The following is a 19,193-nucleotide window of genomic DNA, read 5'->3' as shown; positions in this document are numbered from 1 at the left end:
TGCCGCCCGCACGATGATGGATAAGAAGAACGACAAGGTGGGCGGGAAGAAGTGGTCCGGCGCTCCGATCGGGAACCCGGGCGCTGCTACCGACCCTCGATCCGGCGCAGCGCCTGGGTGATCGCCTGATATTTCTGCTCGAGGCGCTCGAATCGTCGGTAGACGTCGTCGAAGTGGCCGAGCACCTCCTGTCGCAATGTGGTGACTCCGAGCGCAATCTCGTTGAATCGACGGTCCACGCCGGCGAACTGGCGCGTCATGCCGGTGGCTTGGCGCGTCAGGAGCTCGACCAGCTGCTGGTATTCGGCCGACGTCATGGCCCATGTCTACCTCAGGGCAACCCTCCCTTCAAGTGTGTCCTCGAGTGAACACCCAGCGGGCCGGCCGGGTCGCGATTTGACGCGCTGCTGCCGATCTGGCAGCATCAATCTGTGAGGACGCTGCCGACGTCGATCGTGTCCTGGGTTGAGCTTGCCCTGATTGCCGTCGTCGTCTCGGCCTGCGCGACCGGGGGCGATCCGCTCACGAGCCGCACAGAGTACGACACGCTCGTGCCGGGGTGGGAGTCCAAGTTCACACTCGACTGGAAAGTGGAGCCCGCGAAGGACGGCACCAGCCGGGTCTACGGCCGGATCTACAGCCATTATGGGCAGCATGCCTCGCCCTTCCGTGTGCTCGGGATGGCGGTCGACCAAGGCGGGAAAGTGGTCGGCCAGCGCATCGAGTGGGTTCCCGGCGGCGTCCCTGGATTCACTCAGGTGTACTTCGAGATCGATCATCTTGCCGCCGCCGCTTCCTACAAGGTGACGGTGTGGGACTACACCTTCATCGAGGCGCAGGGCACGCTGCCGTAGAGCCGGATGGCACCAGGTCTTGGAATCCGGCATCGCGGCTGACATGTAGTGGTCTCCGCTAGTGGTCTCCGCCGCAGGGCCAAGAAGGAATGGCAGGACGATGTCTGACGGGCGGCTGCGCTTCCTCGACGGGCTGCGCGGGATCGCGCTCATCCTCATGGTCATCAACCACACCTCGCGCGACTGGATGGATGTCGGCATGGGGTGGGCGCGCTACCATCTGGTCTACGGGAGCCTCATCCTGCCGGCCGCGATCTTCCTCTTCGTCGCGGGCTTCTGCCTGCCGATCTCGTACTACCGCCGCAGGGAAAGCGAAGGGTTCCTGAGGGATCTCCGCAAGTACTTCCGGCGTGGCATCGGCATCGTTGCCGCCGGGTACGTCCTCAACGTGATCATGTTGCCCAGGCCACCCGTGCCGCCCACGGAACAGGTGTGGCACGGCGGAGTGCTTCAGACGATCGGGCTCGGCATCATCCTGCTGGGCCCGCTCGTGCCCGCGCTGCGCAGGGCCTGGGCGCGCTGGGCGCTGGTGGGGATCGCCGCGCTCATCTACCTCTCCTTCGGCTGGGCGCGCCCGGCCCTCGCCCGCTGGTGCGCGGCACATCCGACGCTGGGCACGATGGTGTTCGGCGATTTCCCGCCCTGGCCGTGGCTCGCCGCCGCGCTCATCGGGCTCGTCCTGGGCTGGGTGTGGCTCGAGGCTCGGGCTCTCGGGCCTGGCGCCGAGGCGCGCTACTTCGCGACCGCCGCGGTCGTGGGCCTGGTCTTCCTGGTGGCGTACGACGTCTGGGAGTGGTGGATCCCGACGACCCCACGCTTCGGCTTCCCGCGGGACTTCGGCCTGAACCACTACTGGACGCCGCGCGGCATGACGACGTTCCTGATCATCGCGGGGACCGCATGGCTCCTCGCCCTCTGCTACTGGCTCATGGAGGTGCGGCGTTGGGAGCTGCCGTGGCTCGTGACGCTCGGCCAGACGGCGCTGATCCTCTACTTCGCCCACCAGGTGATCGAGGAGACGATCATCCACCGGGCGCTCGGGCTGCGGTTCAACAACTGGATCGCCTACTGGACCGCGACCGTCGCGCTGATCGTCCTGTGCGTGTACATGGGTCGCGCCTGGCTTGCCGTGAAGCCTCGCCTTCGCAGGCTGGCGGGCCTGGGGACGGCGTAGCGTCCGAGCCTCGAGCAAGCGTCTCCGCCCATGCTCGAAATCACCCTGGTGCTGACCGCCGTGGTGGCGGTTGGACTCGGCGCCCTCCTCGCCACGGTTCTGACTCCCGGTTTCATGGCCGTGATCGCCCTCGGCACGCTGTTGCTCGGCCTCGTCGTGGGCGTGCCCACGGGTTTCTGGTATCACGTGGTCCTGTACCGTATCGTGTCGGCGAAGATCCGGCTTCCGCGCAGGTGGTGGGTGTCTCCCTCGGACCTGCACATCCACCTAAGCGATGCCGAGCAGCGACGGATCAAGGTATGGTACCGGCTGGGCGGCATCGGATTCGTGCTCTCCGTGGTCGGCGGTCTCGCGGCCATAGCCGGCGTGCTCATGGCGCGATGAGCGCGACCAGATCCGCCCGCGCGCTGGCGAAGCCCCGAGCGAGCGGGGTAGAATGGCGGTGTGCCCGAGACTCGCGCCCTCGCAGACAAGGGCGCGTCTCGCGCGCGCTAGTCGGGTCTCCAGCGAGGAGGGGCAATGAGCCGCGGGACGGCGAGTCACGTCCGATACATCGACAAGACACGGGCATACTACGAGGCTGAGGGCTACGCCACGCCGTACGAGTGGGCGCATTTCGACCACATTCCGTTCACGCCGTTCGCCTCGGTCGGCAAGCCGCTCTCCGAGTGCCGCGTGGGCGTGGTGACGACCAGCGAGATGGCGCGCCGGGGCGTGGAGGCCGGACCCGACGACCCCAGGCGGCTCGTGTACGCGCTACCGACCGACATCTTCGTGGACGAGCTCTGCAGTCGCAAGGCGGCGTACGACCGCTACGCCACCACCCTCGACGATGTGGACAGCTATCTCCCGTTGACCCACCTCCACCGCTTCGTCGCTGAGGGGACGATCGGCGCCGTGGCGCCCCGGTTCCAGATGATCCAGTCCGAGTACAGCCAGCGCAAGACGCTGACCGTCGACGCGCCGGAGATCCTGAAGCAGATGCGGGAGGACCGCGTGGACGTGGCGGTCCTCACCGCGGTCTGACCCGTCTGCCACCAGACCGTGAGTCTGGCCGCCCGGTATCTGGAAGAGAATGGAATCCCGACCGTTGTGTTCGGCTGCGCGCGCGATATCGTCGAGCATTGCGGAGTCCCGCGCTTCGTCTTCAGCGACTTTCCGCTGGGCAACCCCACCGGCAAGCCGTACGACCTCGACATGCAGCGCGAGGTCCTGTCCCTGGGGCTCGACCTTCTCGTCAATGCGACGGCCGCTGGCACCACGGTGGTCACGCCCTACGAGTGGAGCGCCGACCACTCCTGGAAGGACAAGGTCCTCACCAAGGCGCAGCCGTTCCTCGACCCCGAAGCCACGCGGAAGTGGCTGGAGCGCAAGGAGACGTATCGCGCCCTGAAGGCGACGGGGAAGATCTAGCGGATGCCCGGCAGCGGGACGGAGATGGCGGGCGGCGGAATCACCGACCGGATGTGGAACCGCATCACGCGGGCGTTGATCGACACGGGCCGGCCGCCGCACTACGCGGAGCTTGCTCGCTCGCTCGGCGTGAGTCCCGCCGAGAGCCGGACGATCCTTCATGCCGTCCTGCAAGCGTACCCGATCGGGTGGCTGCATCCCGAGACGGACTACATCGCCTCGTTCCCGCCCCTGAACGGCCTCCCCACCCAGTACCGGGTGACGGTGCGCGGGGAGCAGAAGTGGTTCGCCCAGTGCGGCTTCGAGGCGACGTCGGTGACCTGGCTCTTTCCGGGAGAACGAGTGCGGATTGACGCCGCCTGTCTCGACTGCGGCGACCCGCTGACCGTCGAGATGCTCGACGGCCGCCTCACGTGGATCGATCCTCCGACCGTTATCGGTCACCTGAACTACGGCTTTGGCCCGTCACGGGGCCGCCCGCCATTTTTGTGAACGGGCATGAACCTCTTCCGGTCGGAAGAGCATGCCCGGCGCTGGGAGCAATTCCGCCCCGAGTCTGATGAGGGGTTCATCTCCCTGCCGGAGCTGGCGGGCCTCTTTGGCACCGAGTCGCGGCAGCACATGCTGGATGCCGACTACCTGTCGCGCTGGTACCCGATGCGCGCGGCTGAACGCCGCGAGTACCTCGCGCGGATCGGCAAGGCATCGCCCTTCTGGCTCGGCACGCCGGCCCCGAGCGCCTGACCCGATAGAGCGTGCGCGTCAGGTCCCCGAAGAGGACGGTCGCCCGGCTCGCCGTCTGCCAGATGCTGTTGCTCTCGAACGGCGTGTTGATGGCCGCCGTGGGCGCCCTGGCGGGATATGCCCTCGCGCCCTCCCCGCGGTTGGCTACGGTGCCCGCCGTAGCCTACGTGCTGGGTGCGGCGATATCCACCCTGCCCGCGTCTCTCTTCATGAAGCGCCATGGTCGGCGGGCGGGCTTTCTCGTCGGCTCGATCCTCGGCATGGCAGGCGGCGCCGTCGGCGCGATCGCGATCGCCGTGCACAGCTTCACGCTGCTGCTCGCCGGCACGTTCCTGTGCGGCATCTATAACGCCTTCGGCCAGTACTATCGCTTCGCTGCCGCCGATGCGGCGCCGCCTGACTGGAAGAGCCGGGCCATCTCGCTGACCCTCGCCGGGGGGATCTTCGGCGGCTTCATCGGCTCGGCCGTGGGACGCGTCACGCGCGACCTGGTCGAGCCCCAGTTTCTCGCCTCCTACGCCGCGCTCGCGGTGTTCGCGCTGGCGTCGTTCGTCATCGCCGCCGGGCTCTCCTTCCCCGAGCAGTCGCCAGAGGAGCGGCATGGCACGGGTCGGCCGCTGGGCGTGATCCTGCGCCAGCCCGCCGTCGTGGTGGCGGTATTGGCGGCGGCGGTGGGCTACGGCGTAATGAACCTCCTCATGAGCGTCACGCCGCTCGCCATGGACCTCTGCTGCGGCCATCCGTTCGCCGACGCGACGTTCGTGCTGCAGTGGCACGTGGTCGGCATGTTCGCGCCGTCGTTCTTCACCGGCGGCCTCATCCGCCGCCTAGGGGTGCTGAACGTGCTGCTCGCCGGCGCCGCCCTGATGTTCGTCTGCGTCGCCATCGCCATGAGCGGGGTCACGCTCATGCACTTCTGGTGGGCGCTGACTCTCCTGGGGGTGGGCTGGAACTTCCTCTACATCGGCGGCACCATGCTCCTCACCGAAGCCCACAGGCCGGCGGAGAAGGCGAAGGTTCAGGGCGTCAACGACTCCCTGGTGTTCGCGGTCATGGTCAGCTCCTCGCTGACATCCGGCGTGGTGGTCACAGGCAGCGGCGGCTGGGCGATGCTCACCAGGCTCACCGTGCCTTTCCTCGCGCTCACGGCCCTCGCCACGTCCATTCTGTGGTTCCGGGAGCGTCGGAACATGGCGCGCGGCTGAAGCGGCGGCGCGGCCGCGAGTCGCCTAGAAGATGCTTGACTGAACGTTCCACTCGCGAGCGCCGAGAGCGAACGCGATGGCGCGACCATTCCGGGCCACGGAGAACATCTCCGGGAGACCGACCACTCCGTACACCCCGTTGACCGTGCCATCCGGATTCGCTCGGAGCGCTCCGCTACGATATTCCGTTCGCACAACGGAACCCGATCACGGTGTTCTGGAGGTCCGGCATAATACTGAGGCGGCCCGTCGTTCGCAGGAGAGACGGCAGGTAGCCCCAGGACCCTCCACGGAGGACCTTCCACGGACCGGTCTCCGGACCCCGCGGGTTCCGCCGGGGGCTGCGTTCGTAACCGTCCTTCGCGTACCAGTCGGCGACCCACTCCCACACGTTGCCCGCCATATCGTGCGCTCCGTATGGGCTCACCCCGCTCGGGTACGAGCCGACCGGCGCAGGCTTGTTCCGCTGGCTCTCTTTCGAGTTCGCCCGGCTGGAGTCCCACTGCTCACCCCACGGATACCTCCGTCCATCGTCGCCGCGCGCGGCCTTTTCCCACTCAGCCTCCGTCGGCAACCGCTTCCCGACCCATCGACAATACCGCTCAGCGTCGTACCAGCTCACGCCCACGACCGGCTGGGAGGCACCATTGAGGTGGCTGTCGCTCCAATACCGTGGCCCCGGACGATTGGTGGCCTCCATGAAGCGCTGGTAGAGCCCGTTGGTGATCTCGTACCTATCGATGTAGTAGGCATCAAGATCGACCGGATGGCGAGGTTTCTCGTCGTCGTTACCGTCGTCGCTCCCCATCCAGAACTCGCCTGCCGCGACCAGCACCATCTCGGCACCATTCTCGGCTCGGACGGCCTGCTCCGCGCCGAAACCTACGGTGGACGCGAAGGCAACCAGCATGCACGTCACCCCAGGGGCGACCCTGTTCATCTTCGGGCGACTGGCATGGTCGAACGCCACGTGCAAGAGTCCGATCCGCGGCACCTTTCAAACCGGCCGGGGTCGCGCCCACGACCGCGGAGAGGAACGCAATCGATCATGGAATGAGTCGATCCGCCCGCAGCAGTATGGATTGAGGAATCGTGATGCCGAGCGCCTTGGCGGCCTTCAGATTGATCACCAGCTCGAACTTCGTCGGCTGCTCGACCGGGACATCGCTCGGCCTCGCGCCTTTGAGGATCTTGTCCACCAGGCGCGCGGCCTGGCGGCCCAGCCCGTAAAAGTTCGCGGCATAGCTCGCGAGGCCGCCCCGCTCGACGTAGAAAGCGTCGTCGAACATGGTCGGAATCGCCCGCTTGGGTGCGATCTCGAGAATCAAGCCTGGGATATTCTGCAACAGCAAGCGAGGCGAGAAGATTCCGTCCACCTCGCCCTTTCTGAGCGCGTTGATCACGGATCGAGCTTCATCTTCTGTCCGCACCGGTCTTTCGACGAGCGTGAGGCCGAGGCGACGCGCGGCGTCACGGTGCACAGCCAATCTCGAGACAGCGACTGGGTTCGTCCCGTCATAGACCAGGAGCACTCGTTTCAGGCCTGGGATGAGCTCGTGAAAGATCTCCATTCGCTTCGGCACGAGCTCGACTTCGAGATCCGCGATCCCGGTGACGTTTCCACCGGGTCGCGCGAAGCTCTTCACCAGTCCTGCTTCTACCGGGTCGCTCCCGCCCATGAAGACGATCGGGATCCGGGTGGTCGCCATCTGGGCCGCCTTCGCCGCATTCTCTCCAGAAGAGACAACAATGAGATCCACCCCGCGCCGGACGAGGGCGCGGGCGGCCTCGGGTAGCTCGGCGACGTTGCCCTGTGTGAACCGCACTCCGAGCACGAAGTCCTGGTTCTCGCGGTATCCAAGCTCCTGAAGACCGTCCCGGAGGCCGACGATGGCCGGCGTCGGGCCCCATGACTCCGTCAGCGCTCCGATCTTCACCAGGCGAGGTGATTGCGCTTCGGTGACGCGAGCCATAGGCCCGGCGGTCGCGAGCACGATTCCGAGCGCGAGTAGAAAGCCGCGGCCTGCGGTCATTGGGTAGCTGGACCCGGGACCGGCTCGGCCAGCAGCGCCTCGATGAGCGCGCGGGCCGGCGCACTCTCCCACCGGCGAGGTCCGATGGCAAAGGCGATGGCCCGTCCATCCCGGCCGACGACGAACGTCGTCGGAAGCCCGATGACGCCGTACAGGGCATTGATCTTGCCGTCCGGATCGAACACGAGCGGGAACGTCAGGCCCAGCTCCTTGGCGTAGCGCCTGACGGTCTCCTTGTTCTCACGGGCATTGACCGCGATGATCGCGAATCCCCGCGGCGAGAACTCGCGCTGGAGCCGCTCCAGCGCGGGCATGTCTACCCGACACTCGAGACACCAGCTCGCCCAGAAGGTCAGAACAATGACCGTCCCTCGGTACTCCGTCATTGACAGTTGCCGGGCGTCGAGCGTGCTGCCACTGAACTGGGGAGGCGCCGTGCGGGAGGTATAGCCACGGAGGTCGAGGGTCTTGAGAAGAGGTGCCAGCGCCGGCTGATCGGCGCTCGCGGCCCCGGCCAGGCCGGCGACGAGCAAGCCGAACGCGAGCAGCCGTGCGGCGAGCCAGGCGGGCGGCCATGCGTCCATCGCAGCCGGGCGGCTCGGCGTCATGGTCAGCGCTTGCCGAGCACCTCTCGGATATCCCGCAGGAGGGTGTCGCTAGGAACAACCGTCCCCCCGCCGTTTTCGATTATCCACTTCTTGCGGATGACGCCCTGCGGATCAATCAGAAAAAACGACCTGTTCGCCCACATGTATTTCTCATTGAAGACTCCGTAGCTGCGCATGACCTTCGCTCCGGGAAAGTCGCTGAGCAGCGGGTACGGCAGCTTCAGAGATTCGGCGAACGTCTGCTGCGAGAAGGTCAAGTTGGAACTGATCCCGAGGTTCTGGATCCCCAGGGCTTCGAACCGCTTGTAGTCGGCCTTCCTGGCTAACAGGTTCGCCGCTCACGTGGGACCGAAGTCCGCGAGGTAGAACTCAAGGAGGACCCACTTCTTACCCCGAAAGTCATTGAGGGAGATATCGCCACCGGTGGTACTCGCCAGGCTGAAGGCGGGCGCCGGCTCGCCAACCTCCACCGCCCTCGCCGGCCCTGGACCGACGGCGACCAAGGTCATTCCCAGTACCGTTGCCAGCAGCACGACCCCAAACGTTCGGCTCACCAAGTTCCCCATGTCTGCGTCTTCCCCCGTGAAAGTGTCGGCGTTCGTTCTTGGACGGTGCGTCCTACTGCTTCCCAGTCAACTCGCGCGCTACCTTGAGTATGTCCACGCTGGGGAAAACGGCGTTGTTCGCGATCAACCACTTCCCCCGGACGATCCCCCGCCGATCCACCAGGAAGAACGCCCGCCGTGCAGCCGTATTCGGTCGATGCTCGACCACCACACCGCTGTCCTTCACGGGGCCAATCTGGTCGGGCCACAGGACGCCGTAATTCCGGATAACCTGGAGGTCCGGAGAGTCGCTGAGGAGCGGGTACGGGAGCTTCAGCGACTCCGCAAACGTCTGTTGTGCGAAGGTGTGGTCGGCGCTGATCCCGAGAATCTGGACGTTCAAGTCCCGGAACCTGCCATAGTCGACCTTCCTGGTCGACAGGTTCGCCGCTCACGTTGGAGACTCGCCGACGTAGAACTCGATGAGAACCAGCTTGCTGCCGCGGAACTGGCTCAGGCTGATCTTCTCCCCCGTCGTGCCGGGGAGCGTAAAGTCCGGCGCCTTCTCCCCGACCTCCAGGGCTGTGGCCGCGCGGGCTCCCACGAGCACGCCGGCCAGCAGCGCGCCCAACAGCAACCAGCTTCTCACGAGCTTCGGCAGCCTGCTCATGTGTCGATCTCCTGGCCGTCAAGGTACACCAGTTGCACTATATAAGGTACCCATTTGCACTATATCGCAGCGGGCGACAATGAGAATCATCTAGAAAGCGACGTGGGACTATCACGGAACCATGGGAAACGGACGGGCCCATCGCCCGCAATCGCCAAGGCAAACAATTCAGTAAACAGATGTAGCTTCGCGGCCAGCGTTGACTGCTTACCGTGTCGCACAGACCTCCGCGGCCATGACGCGCGGGTCCTTGCAACGGGCGTTCCGGGTAACCCGGAGCAGCACCGCCTCGTGAAATCCCGCCTCGCGGAACTCGTCCAGGAAGGCACCGCCTTCCTTCGCCCCGGCGATTCAGGCAAACCACTCCGCCTCGGTGAAGTGGCCAGGTTTGGAGACGGCTTCCCGCAAGATGAGTTCCGCGCCATAAACATATCCGCCCGGCCGCACGACTCGCGCGAGTTCCCTGAAGATTTCAGCGCGCGCGGGGTTGAGATTGAAAATGCCGTTGACGAGTGCCACATCCACCGCAGCGCTCTCCAGCAGGAGCTGCTCGGCGTCGCCTCGAAAAAACGTCACGTCGACGCCGAACACGGCCGCGGCCTGACGTGCGCGTGCGAGCATCGAGTCGCTGAAGTCAATCCCGATCACGCGCCCGCCTCCTCCTACCCGCCGTGCGGCGATCAGGCTATCGAGGCCTGCCCCACAGCCTAGGTCGAGCACGGTGGCGCCCGCCGGGATCGCCGCGAAGACCGCTACGTTAGAGACTCCCGCAAAGGCCTCGACCGAGATCGGAGGCAAGGTCTCAAGCCACTCGGCGGGATATCCGAGCCGCTCGGCCAGAACCCGGCCAACCGGGAACGCATGCTTTTCCAAGGGCCTCTCGGCGGCTGCGGAATAGGCTTTCTGGACAGCGTTTCGGAGTTGCGAGGAGACACCGCCGGGTAACTGGGCCATGGGTCCCTCCCAGAAGGCGACAGTCAAACCATCGGTTTCGACCATAGGTCCTTCGACTCAACATCTTTAACTTCAATTTCCACAGCTAGGCGGCCGGCCGCCCACTTCACAAGGCTTCAATTCACCTCGTGAGCCCAGCGTAGGCGGGTCGCTTGAATAAGGTCAAATCACATGTTCTTATCTGATCGGTAAGCTAAGGCTTATGGGTTCTTCACTCCGGCAGTTCGAGGTGTTCCTGGCCGTCGCGCGCGCGAAAAGCTTTCGTCGAGCGGCGGAGGCGCTTCATCTCAGCCAGCCGGCCCTGTCCCAGCACGTCGGCGAGCTCGAGCGGGAGCTCGGCGCGAGGCTCTTCGATCGCCTCGGGCGGACGGTCGAGCTCACCGAGGCCGGGCGCATTCTCGAGGGGCATGCGCAGCGCCTCTTCGCCACCCTGGAGAGCGCCCGCGAGGCCATACGTGAGCTGAGCGGGCTCAGGCGTGGCTCTCTCGTCGTCGGGGCGAGCACGACGCCCGGCATCTACGTGCTACCGGGCGTCCTCGCCGTTTTCCAGACCCGCTACCCCGGGATCGAGCTCAAGCTCCAGATCGCCAACTCAGCCCTCATCGAGCAGCGCGTCCGGGCGAACGAGGTGGATCTCGGGGTCGTGGGTGGCCACGTGCTCCGGCAGGGCGAGGAATGCCTGGCGGCGGGCCTGCTGGACGAGCTGGTGCTGATCGTTCCGCCCAAGCACCGCTGGGCGGGGCGGCGCGAGGTCTCACCCGGCCTTCTGGTCCAGGAACGGATGCTCATGCGGGAGGAGGGCTCGGCGACTCGCCAACTGACGGAGCGAATCTTCCAGCAGGCGGGGGCCCGGTTCACCGTCGCCATGGAGCTCGGCCACACCGAAGCCATCAAAGAGGCGGTCGCCGCGGGGCTCGGCGTGGCCTTCGTTTCCGTGCACGCCGTGCGCGGGGAGATCAAGGCGAAGCATCTCTTCGCGGTGCGCCTCAAGGGGTTCAGGCTCCGGCGGCACTTCCACGTGATCCACAACGAGGCCCGCCTGCTGACGCACAGCGCGCGGGCGCTCGTGGAGGCGCTCAGTGGAGCCCGAGGGGAGACCGAGCGCCGGACCGCCCGTGGCGAACGGGCCGCGTCTCCAGCCGGACGGACCCTATGAGGCGCCAAAGTCCGCCAGCATCCGGTCGATGGGGACGAGGCTCACGAGCGGCACAGGCCGATCGACGGCGAAGGCCAGGAAGAAGAAGGGGGAGGAAGACGAGCCCGAAGGTCACGACCGGGGGCTTGAAGTAGTGGATCAGCACGTCCTTTTTCGCTATGACCAACGCCACGCGCGCTTGCTCCCACCAGCGATTCACAAGTCACCTCGGCCAACAATCTTCGGCGCGGCGGCCGCGGCCCGTGGCCCGAGCCGCGATCTCCTGGGCCGTGGCGCCCGGTGTCCGCGTGTAGACCCGGACGCCCGCGCCGCCGCGCGGCCAAGCCATCGTTCACGATGTCGTGGCCGTTCAGGAGCGCCGGGCCGTCGCTGGGGGGCACGTAGCCGGTCAGCATCCTGACGGTCGTGCTCTTCTCGGCCCCGTTCGGGCCGAGGAAGCCGAAGACCTCGCCCCGCCGGACCGCAAAGCTCACGTGGTCGTGGTAGGTGTCACTCACCGAGAGCACTCGGCATCATGCCGCACGCCCGTCCGGACCCTGGCACCTCGCTTCGAACTCGTCCTTACCGATCTCTTCGCATGCGTAGACGCTGGGCAGCGACCTGGTCCGCGGCGTTTCTGTCAGAACACCGGCGTCGGCACGGTGCCCCAGCCGCTTCCTGGCGGCGTGTCCCGGACGGCGAGGATCTCCCTCGTGTGCAGGTGGACGTCGACGAAGAAGAGTGGCCGTCTCGTGACGGCAATCCCGAAGTCATCCACCGGCGACGCGAGCGTCCGCCCGCGCGCGGACACGTCGACGAAGATGATCCGGCGCTTCAGCGTGGGGCTCTCGTGCATGGCGGCCCCGTGGCCCACGGCACCGGGATGGCCATGCCCTTGCGCGAGGTGCGCCACGGGATGAAGCACGTAGTCCGTGATCATTCGGACCGTTGTGTGGCGGGCGAAGAGCTTCCACTCCTCCCCGGTGTCCGCGATCATGCCCTGCATCGTGTAGTCGATCGGGACGAAGTACGCGAGGACGCGGCCTGGGTGATCTCGGACTGCGCCGAGCCTCGCGGCGACGGCCGGGTCCTTGAGCACGTCGGGCAGGACCTCCCGGGCGGCCGTCAGGTCCTCGGGCGTGATGGTGATGACGTCCACCGGGCCGACGGCGCCCAGCGGCAGATGGCGGACGGTATAGGCGCGCGCCAGGAAGCCGGCGCCGACACTGATCACGAGCAGGGCCGCGAGGATCGCGAGCCCGCGGCCGGCGCCGAGAGGCCGCGGAGACTCGGGCAGCGGCGTCCGGTTCCAGGGCAGGCGCGGGAAGAACATGCCCGTGCGCGCCATGAAGCCGCGGTAGCCGTCCCCGAAGCGAGCGAGCATGCGCCGCTCCTCGTCCCTCGCGAGCAGGTAGTAGAGGAACAGCATGACGGCGAGGAGGACGAGCGTGAGGAACCGCGGCCACAGGATGGCGAGGCCGAACCCCGACACGGCAAGGGCGAGGTACTGCGGGTGGCGGATTACCGCGTAGAGGCCCCGCGTCGCGGGCCCTGTCCGGAGGAGCTTGCCCGCGTAGACCTGGACAGCGCAGGCGAGGAAGACGACGGCGCCCACGATGAACGCCACGGACCCGAGCACCCGGATGGCGCTCAAGGCCGGATCGGGTGAGATGACCATGTGCGGGAGGAAGAACGCCGTGAGCCAGCGCGTAGCCGGCGAGCGATCGAGCGCCAGGAGGACCGGGTTGAAGACCGCGTAGAAGAAGAGGGCGAACGGGCTGATCATGATCACGATCTCGAGGGCGACGACGAAGGACAGAACGATTGCACCCCGTGCCGCGAGGCGCCGCCCCGCACCGGCGTCCGCCCGCTGAGCCTGTTCCGTGGGGATCGTCGCTTTCATAGCCACCTCCATTGCCATGATGGCGGAAGCCGAGGCAACAAAGCGATGACTTAAATCACACACGACTGAACCAGCGACTTTCACAGGCGCTTGTGGGGCGGCTCCGATGCCGCTAAGATCACCGCACTAGGGGGGTGCCATGCACTACATCAGGCCTGTTCTCGGCGTCGCGCTGGCCGTTCTTCTGCTGGCGACTCCTGCGGCCGGCCAGGCGCCGGCCTCGCGAGAAGGCAAGCACGGCGGCGTGCTTCGGCTGGTGCACCGCGAGGACTTGCCGCAAGGCTTCGCCATTCACGAGACCGCCACGAATTCGGTCACGTGGCCGGCGATGCCCTGCTACAGCAACCTCGTCATCTTCGACCAGCTCAAGCCCATCGGGCGCGTCGAGACCATCGTCCCCGAGCTGGCGGAGCGCTGGTCGTGGCAGGACAACTACAGAAACCTCGTGTTCTTCCTGCGAAAAGACGCCCGCTGGCACGACGGGCAGCCCGTCACATCCAAAGACGTGAAGTTCACCTTCGACTTGGTGCGCGAGGCCAAGGACGCTCCGACCAAGCTCCGTCTCAATCCGCGAAAAGAATGGTACGCCAACGTCGAGGCCATTGAGGCTCCTGACCTCTATACCGTCGTCTTCCGGCTCAAGCGTCCGCAGCCGTCGCTGCTGGCGATGCTCGCCTCCGGCTACTCGCCGGTGCTCCCGGCGCACGTTCCGCTGGCGGAGCACCGCACGCGGTGCCTTGGCAGCGGCCCCTTCAAGTTCAAGGAGTGGAAGCGGGGCCAGTACGTGGACCTGGTGAAGAACCCGGACTACTTCGTGAAAGGCCGCCCGTACCTCGACGGCGTGCGCTACATCATCATCGTCGAGCGGGGAACGCGGGTTGCCGCGCTGCAGACCGGGCAGGTGGACGTGGCGTACCCCGGCGACACCACGGTGGCGATCGCCGAGCAGCTGCGCGCCTCCGTGCCCCGGATGGTCTTCACGGAGACCGCCACCAACGTCAGCGAGAACCTGCTCCTCAACACGAAGCGGCCGCCGTTCGACAATGTCAAAGTCCGCCGCGCCCTCAGCCTGGCCATCGATCGGCCCGCGTACGTGAAGGCCGTCCACTCCGGGAGCGCCATCGTGGGCGCCGCCATGGCGCCCAAGCCGTGGGGCGCCTGGGGGCTCCTGCAGAAGGACACGGTCCAGCTCCCGGGCTACGGCAAGGGGGAAGAGGAGAAGGTGCGGGCCCGCAAGCTCCTCGCCGAGGCAGGCTTCGGGCCCGCCAACCCGCTGAAGGTCGAGATGGTCACGCGCGCCATCGCCATCTACCTTGACTTCGCCGCCTTCGTGATCAGCGAGTTCAAGCACGTCGGGGTGGACGCCGCGCTCAAGCAGATCGAAACCGCGCAGTGGCACCCGCTGGCCACGCGTCGGGAGTTTCAGATGGCCGCCAACCTTACGGGTCTCGGCGTGGACGACCCCGACGCCAACTTCTACGAAAACTACGCCTGCGGCTCATCGCGCAACTACGGCGACTACTGCGACGAGCAGGTGATGCGGCTCATCGACCAGCAGTCGCAGGAGACCGATCCCCAAAAGCGCCTCACGCTCGTCTGGCAGATCCAGAGGAAGCTCGAGGAGGACGCCGCGCGGCCGACGATGGGCTGGCGGGTCGACCGCTTCGCGCACCACCCGTACGTGAAGAACCTGATTCCGAACCAGGTCACCTACAACTGCTGCCGTCTCCAGGAAGTCTGGCTCGACAAGTAGCGGGGTCAACCTGACCCCTGTAACAGCGCGGCGTGTGCAGCGCGGGGCGTATCTTCGTGACCATGGTCGTGTCTCCTCCCGATCGGCGTGCGGCAGCTCACTATCGCATGGCGCGATACCGGCGGCAATCGGCGAGGCGGAGGTGTCCGGGCCGCCGTGCGGAACATCTTGAGGAGCTCGTCGACCTTGCCCCACATGGGATCGTTCTCCCACTTCTTGGTGGGGCCGACGCTGTAGGCCTCCTGGTCTGGAGCCGCGTGCCGTAGTTGTCTCGCCGGCGTGGAAGGCGCGGTGATTGTTCGTGTCGTCCCAGGCCAGTCCACCCTTGTCGCGGCAGTCCTTCCAGAACGCTGTGGGGAGGCCGCGTCCTGGGCCTGGGTCCCGCACGCCCGAGCCCCCCACGACCGAGCGGTGGGGGCTCAGCCTTTGGTGCTGCCGGAGGTGAGGCCGGAGATGTAGTAGTCCATGAGGAAGACGTACAGCAGGACCGGGGGCAGGCAGGCGAGCACCGCGCCCGCCATGAGCCCGCCCCAGTGATAGACGTCCCCCTTGATGAGGCTCGTCACCGTGCCGGTCGTGAGCACCTGCTGGTCGCTGGAGAAGAGGAAGGCCAGCGGGTAGAGGAAGCCGGACCAGGACACGGTGAAGGCGAAGATCGTCGCGGCGATGATCCCTGGCACCGCAACGGGCAGGAAGATCCGGACGAGCATCTGCCAATGGTTGGCCCCGTCCACGAGCGCCGCCTCGTCCAACTCCTTGGGGATCGAGGCGAAGTAGCCGATCAAGAGCCAGGTGCAGAACGGCACGATGAGGGTCGGGTAAACGAGGACCAGCGACCACTTGGAGTTGAGCAGCCCCAGCATGCCGATGATCTTGAAGAGGGGGATGAAGAGCAGGGAGTCGGGCACCAGGTAGACCAGGAACACGGCGGTACCGATCACGCCCGCGCCGAGGAAGCCGAGCCGCGAGAGCGCGTAGGCCGCCAGCACGCTGATCAGCATGGAGATGAAGACGACCGGGACGGTGACGAGCACCGAATTCTTGAAGTAGATCAGGAAGTCGGTCTTTTCGAAGAGGTCCCGGTAGTGCTGGAACGTCACGCCCTCCTGGATGATCAGGGGGATGCCCTTGAGCCCCTCGATCTCGTGGTTGGTCTTGAGCGAGGTGATGGCCATCCAGTACGGCGGAAAGAGGAAGAAGACGACGAACAGCAAGAGGATGCCGTAGCAGGCGACCAGGGTCAGCTTCCGGCGGGAGCGCTTCGTCCTGAGCGTCACATGGTGCTCCGGCGGATCCCGCGAAGGATGAAGAAGGCGGACACGGCGAGGATGGGGAACATGAAGAGCGACACCGCCGCCCCCAGGGGCACATCGCCAGTGGCGATGCCGAGCTCGAAGGCGTAGGTCGCGAAGACGTGGGTGGATTGCCGAGGGCCGCCCCGCGTGAGGACCCGGATGATGTCGAAAGTGGCGAACGTCACGATGGTGGAGAAGAGCACCGTGATCGCGATGATGTTCTTCAGCATGGGCAGCGTGATGAAGCGCAGGCGCTGCCAGGCGCTGGCCCCGTCGATGGCCGAGGACTCGAACAGCTCGTTGGGGATCGACTTGAGCCCCGCCAGGTAGATGATCATGAAGAAGGGCGTCCCGTACCAGATGTTGACGAGGATGACGGAGAACTTGGCCCAGGAGGGCTCCGACAGCCAGGGCTTGGGGCTGATGCCGAGGAGCGCGAGGATCCAGTTGAGCGCGCTGTGGGTGGGCTCGTAGATCCACCACCAGCCGAGGCTCGACAGCGCCAGCGGCATGACCCACGGGATCAGGGACAGCCCGCGCCAGATCCGCTGGCCGCGGACGGGGAGGGTGTTGATGACCACGGCCAGCGTGAAGCCGAGTATGGCCTTCCAGAGCACCGCCAGGCCGGTGAAGAGGAAGGACATCTGGACCACCATCCAGAAGGTGTCGACCGTCAGCAGGTAGCGGAAGTTGGCGAGCCCGACGAAGGCCGTCTCCCGCTTGTTGAGCAGGCTGAGGTAGATCGAGTAGAAGAACGGGTACCCGACGAGGCCGCCGATCAGGAGGATCAGCGGCAGGCACATGAGCACACCGATGGCGGAGCGAGACCGGAGGCGCCGCCCGAGCTGCAACCGCGCGGGGTGGGCCCGCGCGGCTGCGGCGACGTCAACGGTGGTGGTGGGGCTCATCCTGCTGCGCTCACCCTCGCTGCTTGTAGCTCTCGAGCTCCTTGGCCGCCCACTTGACCGCGTCCTTGGGAGTCGTGCCGCCCGAGGTGACCTTGCCGACCATGGTCGGCAGCAGCCACTTGTAGTAGACCTGCACGCCGTACTCCTGCTTGGCCGGGTAGCCGGCGGTGATGATTTTCTCGTCGCCCCGGATCGGGTAGTTGTACTGGCCGCCCGGCGGCGGAACGATCTCGGTCCAGACGGGGTGGGTCATGAACGACGGGAGCTGCGGGTAGTCGTAGCCCTGAGAGGCTGTGATCAGCTTCCACTGGACCTCCTTCAGAGACAGGTAGAGCAGGAGGTCCTTGGCGGCCTGCTTGTTCTTCGACCACGACCAGATGCCCCAGGAGAACGGCAGGGCGCCCCGCCACCGCCCCTTGGGTCCGCGCGGCATGTCGTGGTGCCAGACCTGGGCGGCCACCTGGGGCTGGTCCCGCTTGGCCACCGTCCAGGCGCTGGGGGGGTTGATGATGGCCGAGCCCTTGCCCGAGATCAGCCAACGGTTGTTGGAGGCGTCGTCCCAGCCGTAGATCTCCTTGGGCATGTACTGGGTGAGCTCGCGGAGGTACTCGATCACCTGGAGCGTCGCGTCCTGCTCGATGGTGATGTTGCCCTTCTCGTCCATGGGGAAGACGCCGTGGTCGGCGAAGAGCGGCCCCAGCCAGTCGTTGGAGTCGGTGTTCTCGGCGATGGAGGCGCCGAAGGGAAAGCCGGCCGCGTGCACCTTTTTGGCGCCGGCCAGGAACGCCTTCCAGTCCCAGGCCTCGATCTTCTTCTTGTCCCGCTTCTTCACGTCGGCCGGGAAGATGTCCTGGACGTCGATGCCCGCGCTCTTCTTCCAGATGTCCATCCGGGTCTCCAGCGGGTACGTGTGGGACCCGATGGGCGCGGGGACGGTGATCCAGCGGCCGTCCTGGTAGTTCATGTAGACCGCGTTGTCGTTGTACTTGCCGTACTGCTTCTGGATCGACTCCACCACGTCGCTGACCGTCTCGAGCTTGTCTTTGTAGAGGGTGCCGTACCACGTCCCGAAGGCGATGATGTCGTGACCGGAACCCGCCCGGTATTCGGCGGCGGACGTCAGGTCGAGCTTGTTGCCGATGGACGTGATGAAGTCGATGCTGATATCGACCCGATTGCTCTTTCCCCACTCCATGACGATGCCCTTCAGCACATCGTTGGCGCCGGGGACCCAGTGGTCCCAGACGCCGAACGTGAGCTTGGTCTGGGCGCGGGCGACGTGCGGGAACCCCGCGACCGCCGCGGCGGCGGCCCCGGTGGCGGTGGTCTTCAGGAAGTCTCGGCGAGTTCGCTGCTCCATTGCGGTTCTCCTCTAGGGGTTAGCCTGACCCATCGCAGATTCCAGAGCGGGTACCGTCCGGGGACGAAATCGGAGAAACATCGGTCCGGCGACGATGCTAGCACAACTTCCGCATCCCCGCCCCGCCTACTGGAAGAGTACGTTCGGGGAGATGGGGTCTTGAAATCCGGCATCGCGACCGAACCAATCCCTGATACCCGCTGGAATATGATGCTTCAAGACCTGAACCGGCCCGGGTTTCACTGCTGGGGAGTTCGCTCAGACTGCGGCGGCGGTCGCAGTCTCGGCGCCGCGGGCTGAGGTCTCCCAGTACTCCTGGAAGACCTCCCACACTTCTGCCGGGCTCTTCGTGTGGAAGATGCGGGCGCGGCAGTCGGTGGCGTGCACCAGCCCGTCCGTGTACCAGGCGAGGTGCTTCTTCATCTGCGAGAGCGCGTAGCGGTCGAAGCAGTGCTCCTGGATCAGGGCCATGTGCCGGCGGATGACGTGGTCCTTGTAGTCGCGCTGGGCTTCAGGCTGGAGCGCGTCGAAGCCCTCGTCGAAGACCCACGGGCTGCCAAGCGTGCCCCGGCCGATCATGACCGAGTGGCAGCCCGTGTCGTCGACCATGCGCCGCGCCTCGGCCGTCGAGCCCACATC

General features: G+C 66.2%; 23 protein-coding genes. 10 read left to right on the top strand and 13 right to left on the bottom strand.

Going from position 1 to position 19,193, the window contains the following annotated elements; translation table 11 throughout:
• Nucleotides 1-86 precede the first annotated feature (86 nt).
• On the bottom strand, nt 87-317 hold the full coding sequence (locus Q7W02_28635) for a hypothetical protein (GenBank protein ID MDO8480093.1): 231 nt from the start codon (nt 315-317) through the stop codon (nt 87-89).
• A gap of 114 nt (nt 318-431) precedes the next feature.
• Between Q7W02_28635 and Q7W02_28630 the strand changes: the two genes are divergently transcribed.
• The 8 genes from Q7W02_28630 to Q7W02_28595 all read left to right on the top strand — a co-directional run bounded on the left by Q7W02_28630 (nt 432) and on the right by Q7W02_28595 (nt 5,390).
• Nucleotides 432-854, top strand: a complete 423-nt coding sequence (locus Q7W02_28630; GenBank protein ID MDO8480092.1) for a hypothetical protein — start codon at nt 432-434, stop codon at nt 852-854.
• A 100-nt stretch (nt 855-954) separates the two neighbouring features.
• On the top strand, nt 955-2,028 hold the full coding sequence (locus Q7W02_28625; protein MDO8480091.1) for a heparan-alpha-glucosaminide N-acetyltransferase domain-containing protein: 1,074 nt from the start codon (nt 955-957) through the stop codon (nt 2,026-2,028).
• Between the two features lie 30 nt (nt 2,029-2,058).
• On the top strand, nt 2,059-2,412 hold the full coding sequence (locus Q7W02_28620) for a hypothetical protein (GenBank protein MDO8480090.1): 354 nt from the start codon (nt 2,059-2,061) through the stop codon (nt 2,410-2,412).
• A gap of 135 nt (nt 2,413-2,547) precedes the next feature.
• On the top strand, nt 2,548-3,054 hold the full coding sequence (locus Q7W02_28615; GenBank protein MDO8480089.1) for a hypothetical protein: 507 nt from the start codon (nt 2,548-2,550) through the stop codon (nt 3,052-3,054).
• Nucleotides 3,055-3,072: 18 nt separating this feature from the next.
• Nucleotides 3,073-3,441, top strand: coding sequence for a hypothetical protein (locus Q7W02_28610; protein ID MDO8480088.1), 369 nt, complete (start codon nt 3,073-3,075; stop codon nt 3,439-3,441).
• Between the two features lie 3 nt (nt 3,442-3,444).
• A complete protein-coding gene (merB, locus tag Q7W02_28605; GenBank protein MDO8480087.1) occupies nt 3,445-3,933 on the top strand; it encodes an organomercurial lyase in 489 nt (162 codons plus the stop codon).
• A 6-nt stretch (nt 3,934-3,939) separates the two neighbouring features.
• Nucleotides 3,940-4,185 carry a hypothetical protein gene (locus Q7W02_28600; protein ID MDO8480086.1) on the top strand — a complete coding sequence of 82 codons (246 nt, stop codon included), beginning with the start codon at nt 3,940-3,942 and terminating at the stop codon, nt 4,183-4,185.
• Between the two features lie 11 nt (nt 4,186-4,196).
• Nucleotides 4,197-5,390 carry an MFS transporter gene (locus Q7W02_28595; protein ID MDO8480085.1) on the top strand — a complete coding sequence of 398 codons (1,194 nt, stop codon included), beginning with the start codon at nt 4,197-4,199 and terminating at the stop codon, nt 5,388-5,390.
• Between the two features lie 175 nt (nt 5,391-5,565).
• Here Q7W02_28595 and Q7W02_28590 read toward each other — a convergent pair whose 3' ends face one another.
• The 6 genes from Q7W02_28590 to Q7W02_28565 form a co-directional block, all read right to left on the bottom strand.
• Nucleotides 5,566-6,300, bottom strand: a complete 735-nt coding sequence (locus tag Q7W02_28590; protein ID MDO8480084.1) for a formylglycine-generating enzyme family protein — start codon at nt 6,298-6,300, stop codon at nt 5,566-5,568.
• 136 nt (nt 6,301-6,436) lie between these two features.
• Nucleotides 6,437-7,363, bottom strand: coding sequence for an ABC transporter substrate-binding protein (locus Q7W02_28585; protein MDO8480083.1), 927 nt, complete (start codon nt 7,361-7,363; stop codon nt 6,437-6,439).
• A gap of 56 nt (nt 7,364-7,419) precedes the next feature.
• Nucleotides 7,420-8,031, bottom strand: coding sequence for a TlpA disulfide reductase family protein (locus Q7W02_28580; protein ID MDO8480082.1), 612 nt, complete (start codon nt 8,029-8,031; stop codon nt 7,420-7,422).
• Between the two features lie 2 nt (nt 8,032-8,033).
• Complete coding sequence (locus tag Q7W02_28575) at nt 8,034-8,540, bottom strand: peroxiredoxin (GenBank protein ID MDO8480081.1); 507 nt, start codon at nt 8,538-8,540, stop codon at nt 8,034-8,036.
• 109 nt (nt 8,541-8,649) lie between these two features.
• A complete protein-coding gene (locus tag Q7W02_28570) occupies nt 8,650-9,246 on the bottom strand; it encodes a redoxin domain-containing protein (protein MDO8480080.1) in 597 nt (198 codons plus the stop codon).
• Between the two features lie 351 nt (nt 9,247-9,597).
• Entirely contained in the window at nt 9,598-10,200 is a 603-nt protein-coding gene (locus Q7W02_28565; GenBank protein MDO8480079.1) for a methyltransferase domain-containing protein, read from the bottom strand.
• Nucleotides 10,201-10,402: 202 nt separating this feature from the next.
• Between Q7W02_28565 and Q7W02_28560 the strand changes: the two genes are divergently transcribed.
• A complete protein-coding gene (locus Q7W02_28560; protein MDO8480078.1) occupies nt 10,403-11,356 on the top strand; it encodes a LysR family transcriptional regulator in 954 nt (317 codons plus the stop codon).
• Between the two features lie 41 nt (nt 11,357-11,397).
• Here Q7W02_28560 and Q7W02_28555 read toward each other — a convergent pair whose 3' ends face one another.
• Together Q7W02_28555 and Q7W02_28550 are read right to left on the bottom strand one after the other, a co-directional pair.
• Complete coding sequence (locus Q7W02_28555) at nt 11,398-11,829, bottom strand: ATP-binding cassette domain-containing protein (protein MDO8480077.1); 432 nt, start codon at nt 11,827-11,829, stop codon at nt 11,398-11,400.
• Between the two features lie 146 nt (nt 11,830-11,975).
• Nucleotides 11,976-13,238: an isoprenylcysteine carboxylmethyltransferase family protein gene (locus Q7W02_28550; protein MDO8480076.1), complete on the bottom strand. Its 1,263-nt coding sequence runs from the start codon at nt 13,236-13,238 to the stop codon at nt 11,976-11,978.
• Nucleotides 13,239-13,377: 139 nt separating this feature from the next.
• On the opposite strand from Q7W02_28550, the gene Q7W02_28545 reads away from it, so the two are divergent.
• The gene (locus tag Q7W02_28545; protein ID MDO8480075.1) at nt 13,378-14,991 is read left to right on the top strand and encodes an ABC transporter substrate-binding protein; all 1,614 of its coding nucleotides are present in this window, start codon (nt 13,378-13,380) and stop codon (nt 14,989-14,991) included.
• A gap of 419 nt (nt 14,992-15,410) precedes the next feature.
• On the opposite strand, the gene Q7W02_28540 is transcribed toward Q7W02_28545, so the two are convergent.
• The 4 genes from Q7W02_28540 to Q7W02_28525 all read right to left on the bottom strand — a co-directional run.
• Nucleotides 15,411-16,268 (bottom strand): carbohydrate ABC transporter permease, encoded by an 858-nt coding sequence (locus Q7W02_28540; GenBank protein ID MDO8480074.1) that lies wholly within the window; start codon nt 16,266-16,268, stop codon nt 15,411-15,413.
• Nucleotides 16,265-17,194, bottom strand: coding sequence for a sugar ABC transporter permease (locus tag Q7W02_28535; protein MDO8480073.1), 930 nt, complete (start codon nt 17,192-17,194; stop codon nt 16,265-16,267). Before Q7W02_28535 ends, Q7W02_28540 begins: the two co-directional genes overlap by 4 nt.
• Before the next feature lie 10 nt (nt 17,195-17,204).
• On the bottom strand, nt 17,205-18,554 hold the full coding sequence (locus Q7W02_28530) for an extracellular solute-binding protein (GenBank protein ID MDO8480072.1): 1,350 nt from the start codon (nt 18,552-18,554) through the stop codon (nt 17,205-17,207).
• A 258-nt stretch (nt 18,555-18,812) separates the two neighbouring features.
• Nucleotides 18,813-19,193, bottom strand: a 381-nt coding sequence (locus Q7W02_28525) for a tRNA-dihydrouridine synthase (GenBank protein MDO8480071.1), incomplete at its 5' end; no start/stop codon positions are given.

The organism is Candidatus Rokuibacteriota bacterium (assembly GCA_030647435.1).
Lineage (GTDB): Bacteria > Methylomirabilota > Methylomirabilia > Rokubacteriales > CSP1-6 > AR37.
This window is presented reverse-complemented; position numbering and strand designations above follow the sequence as displayed.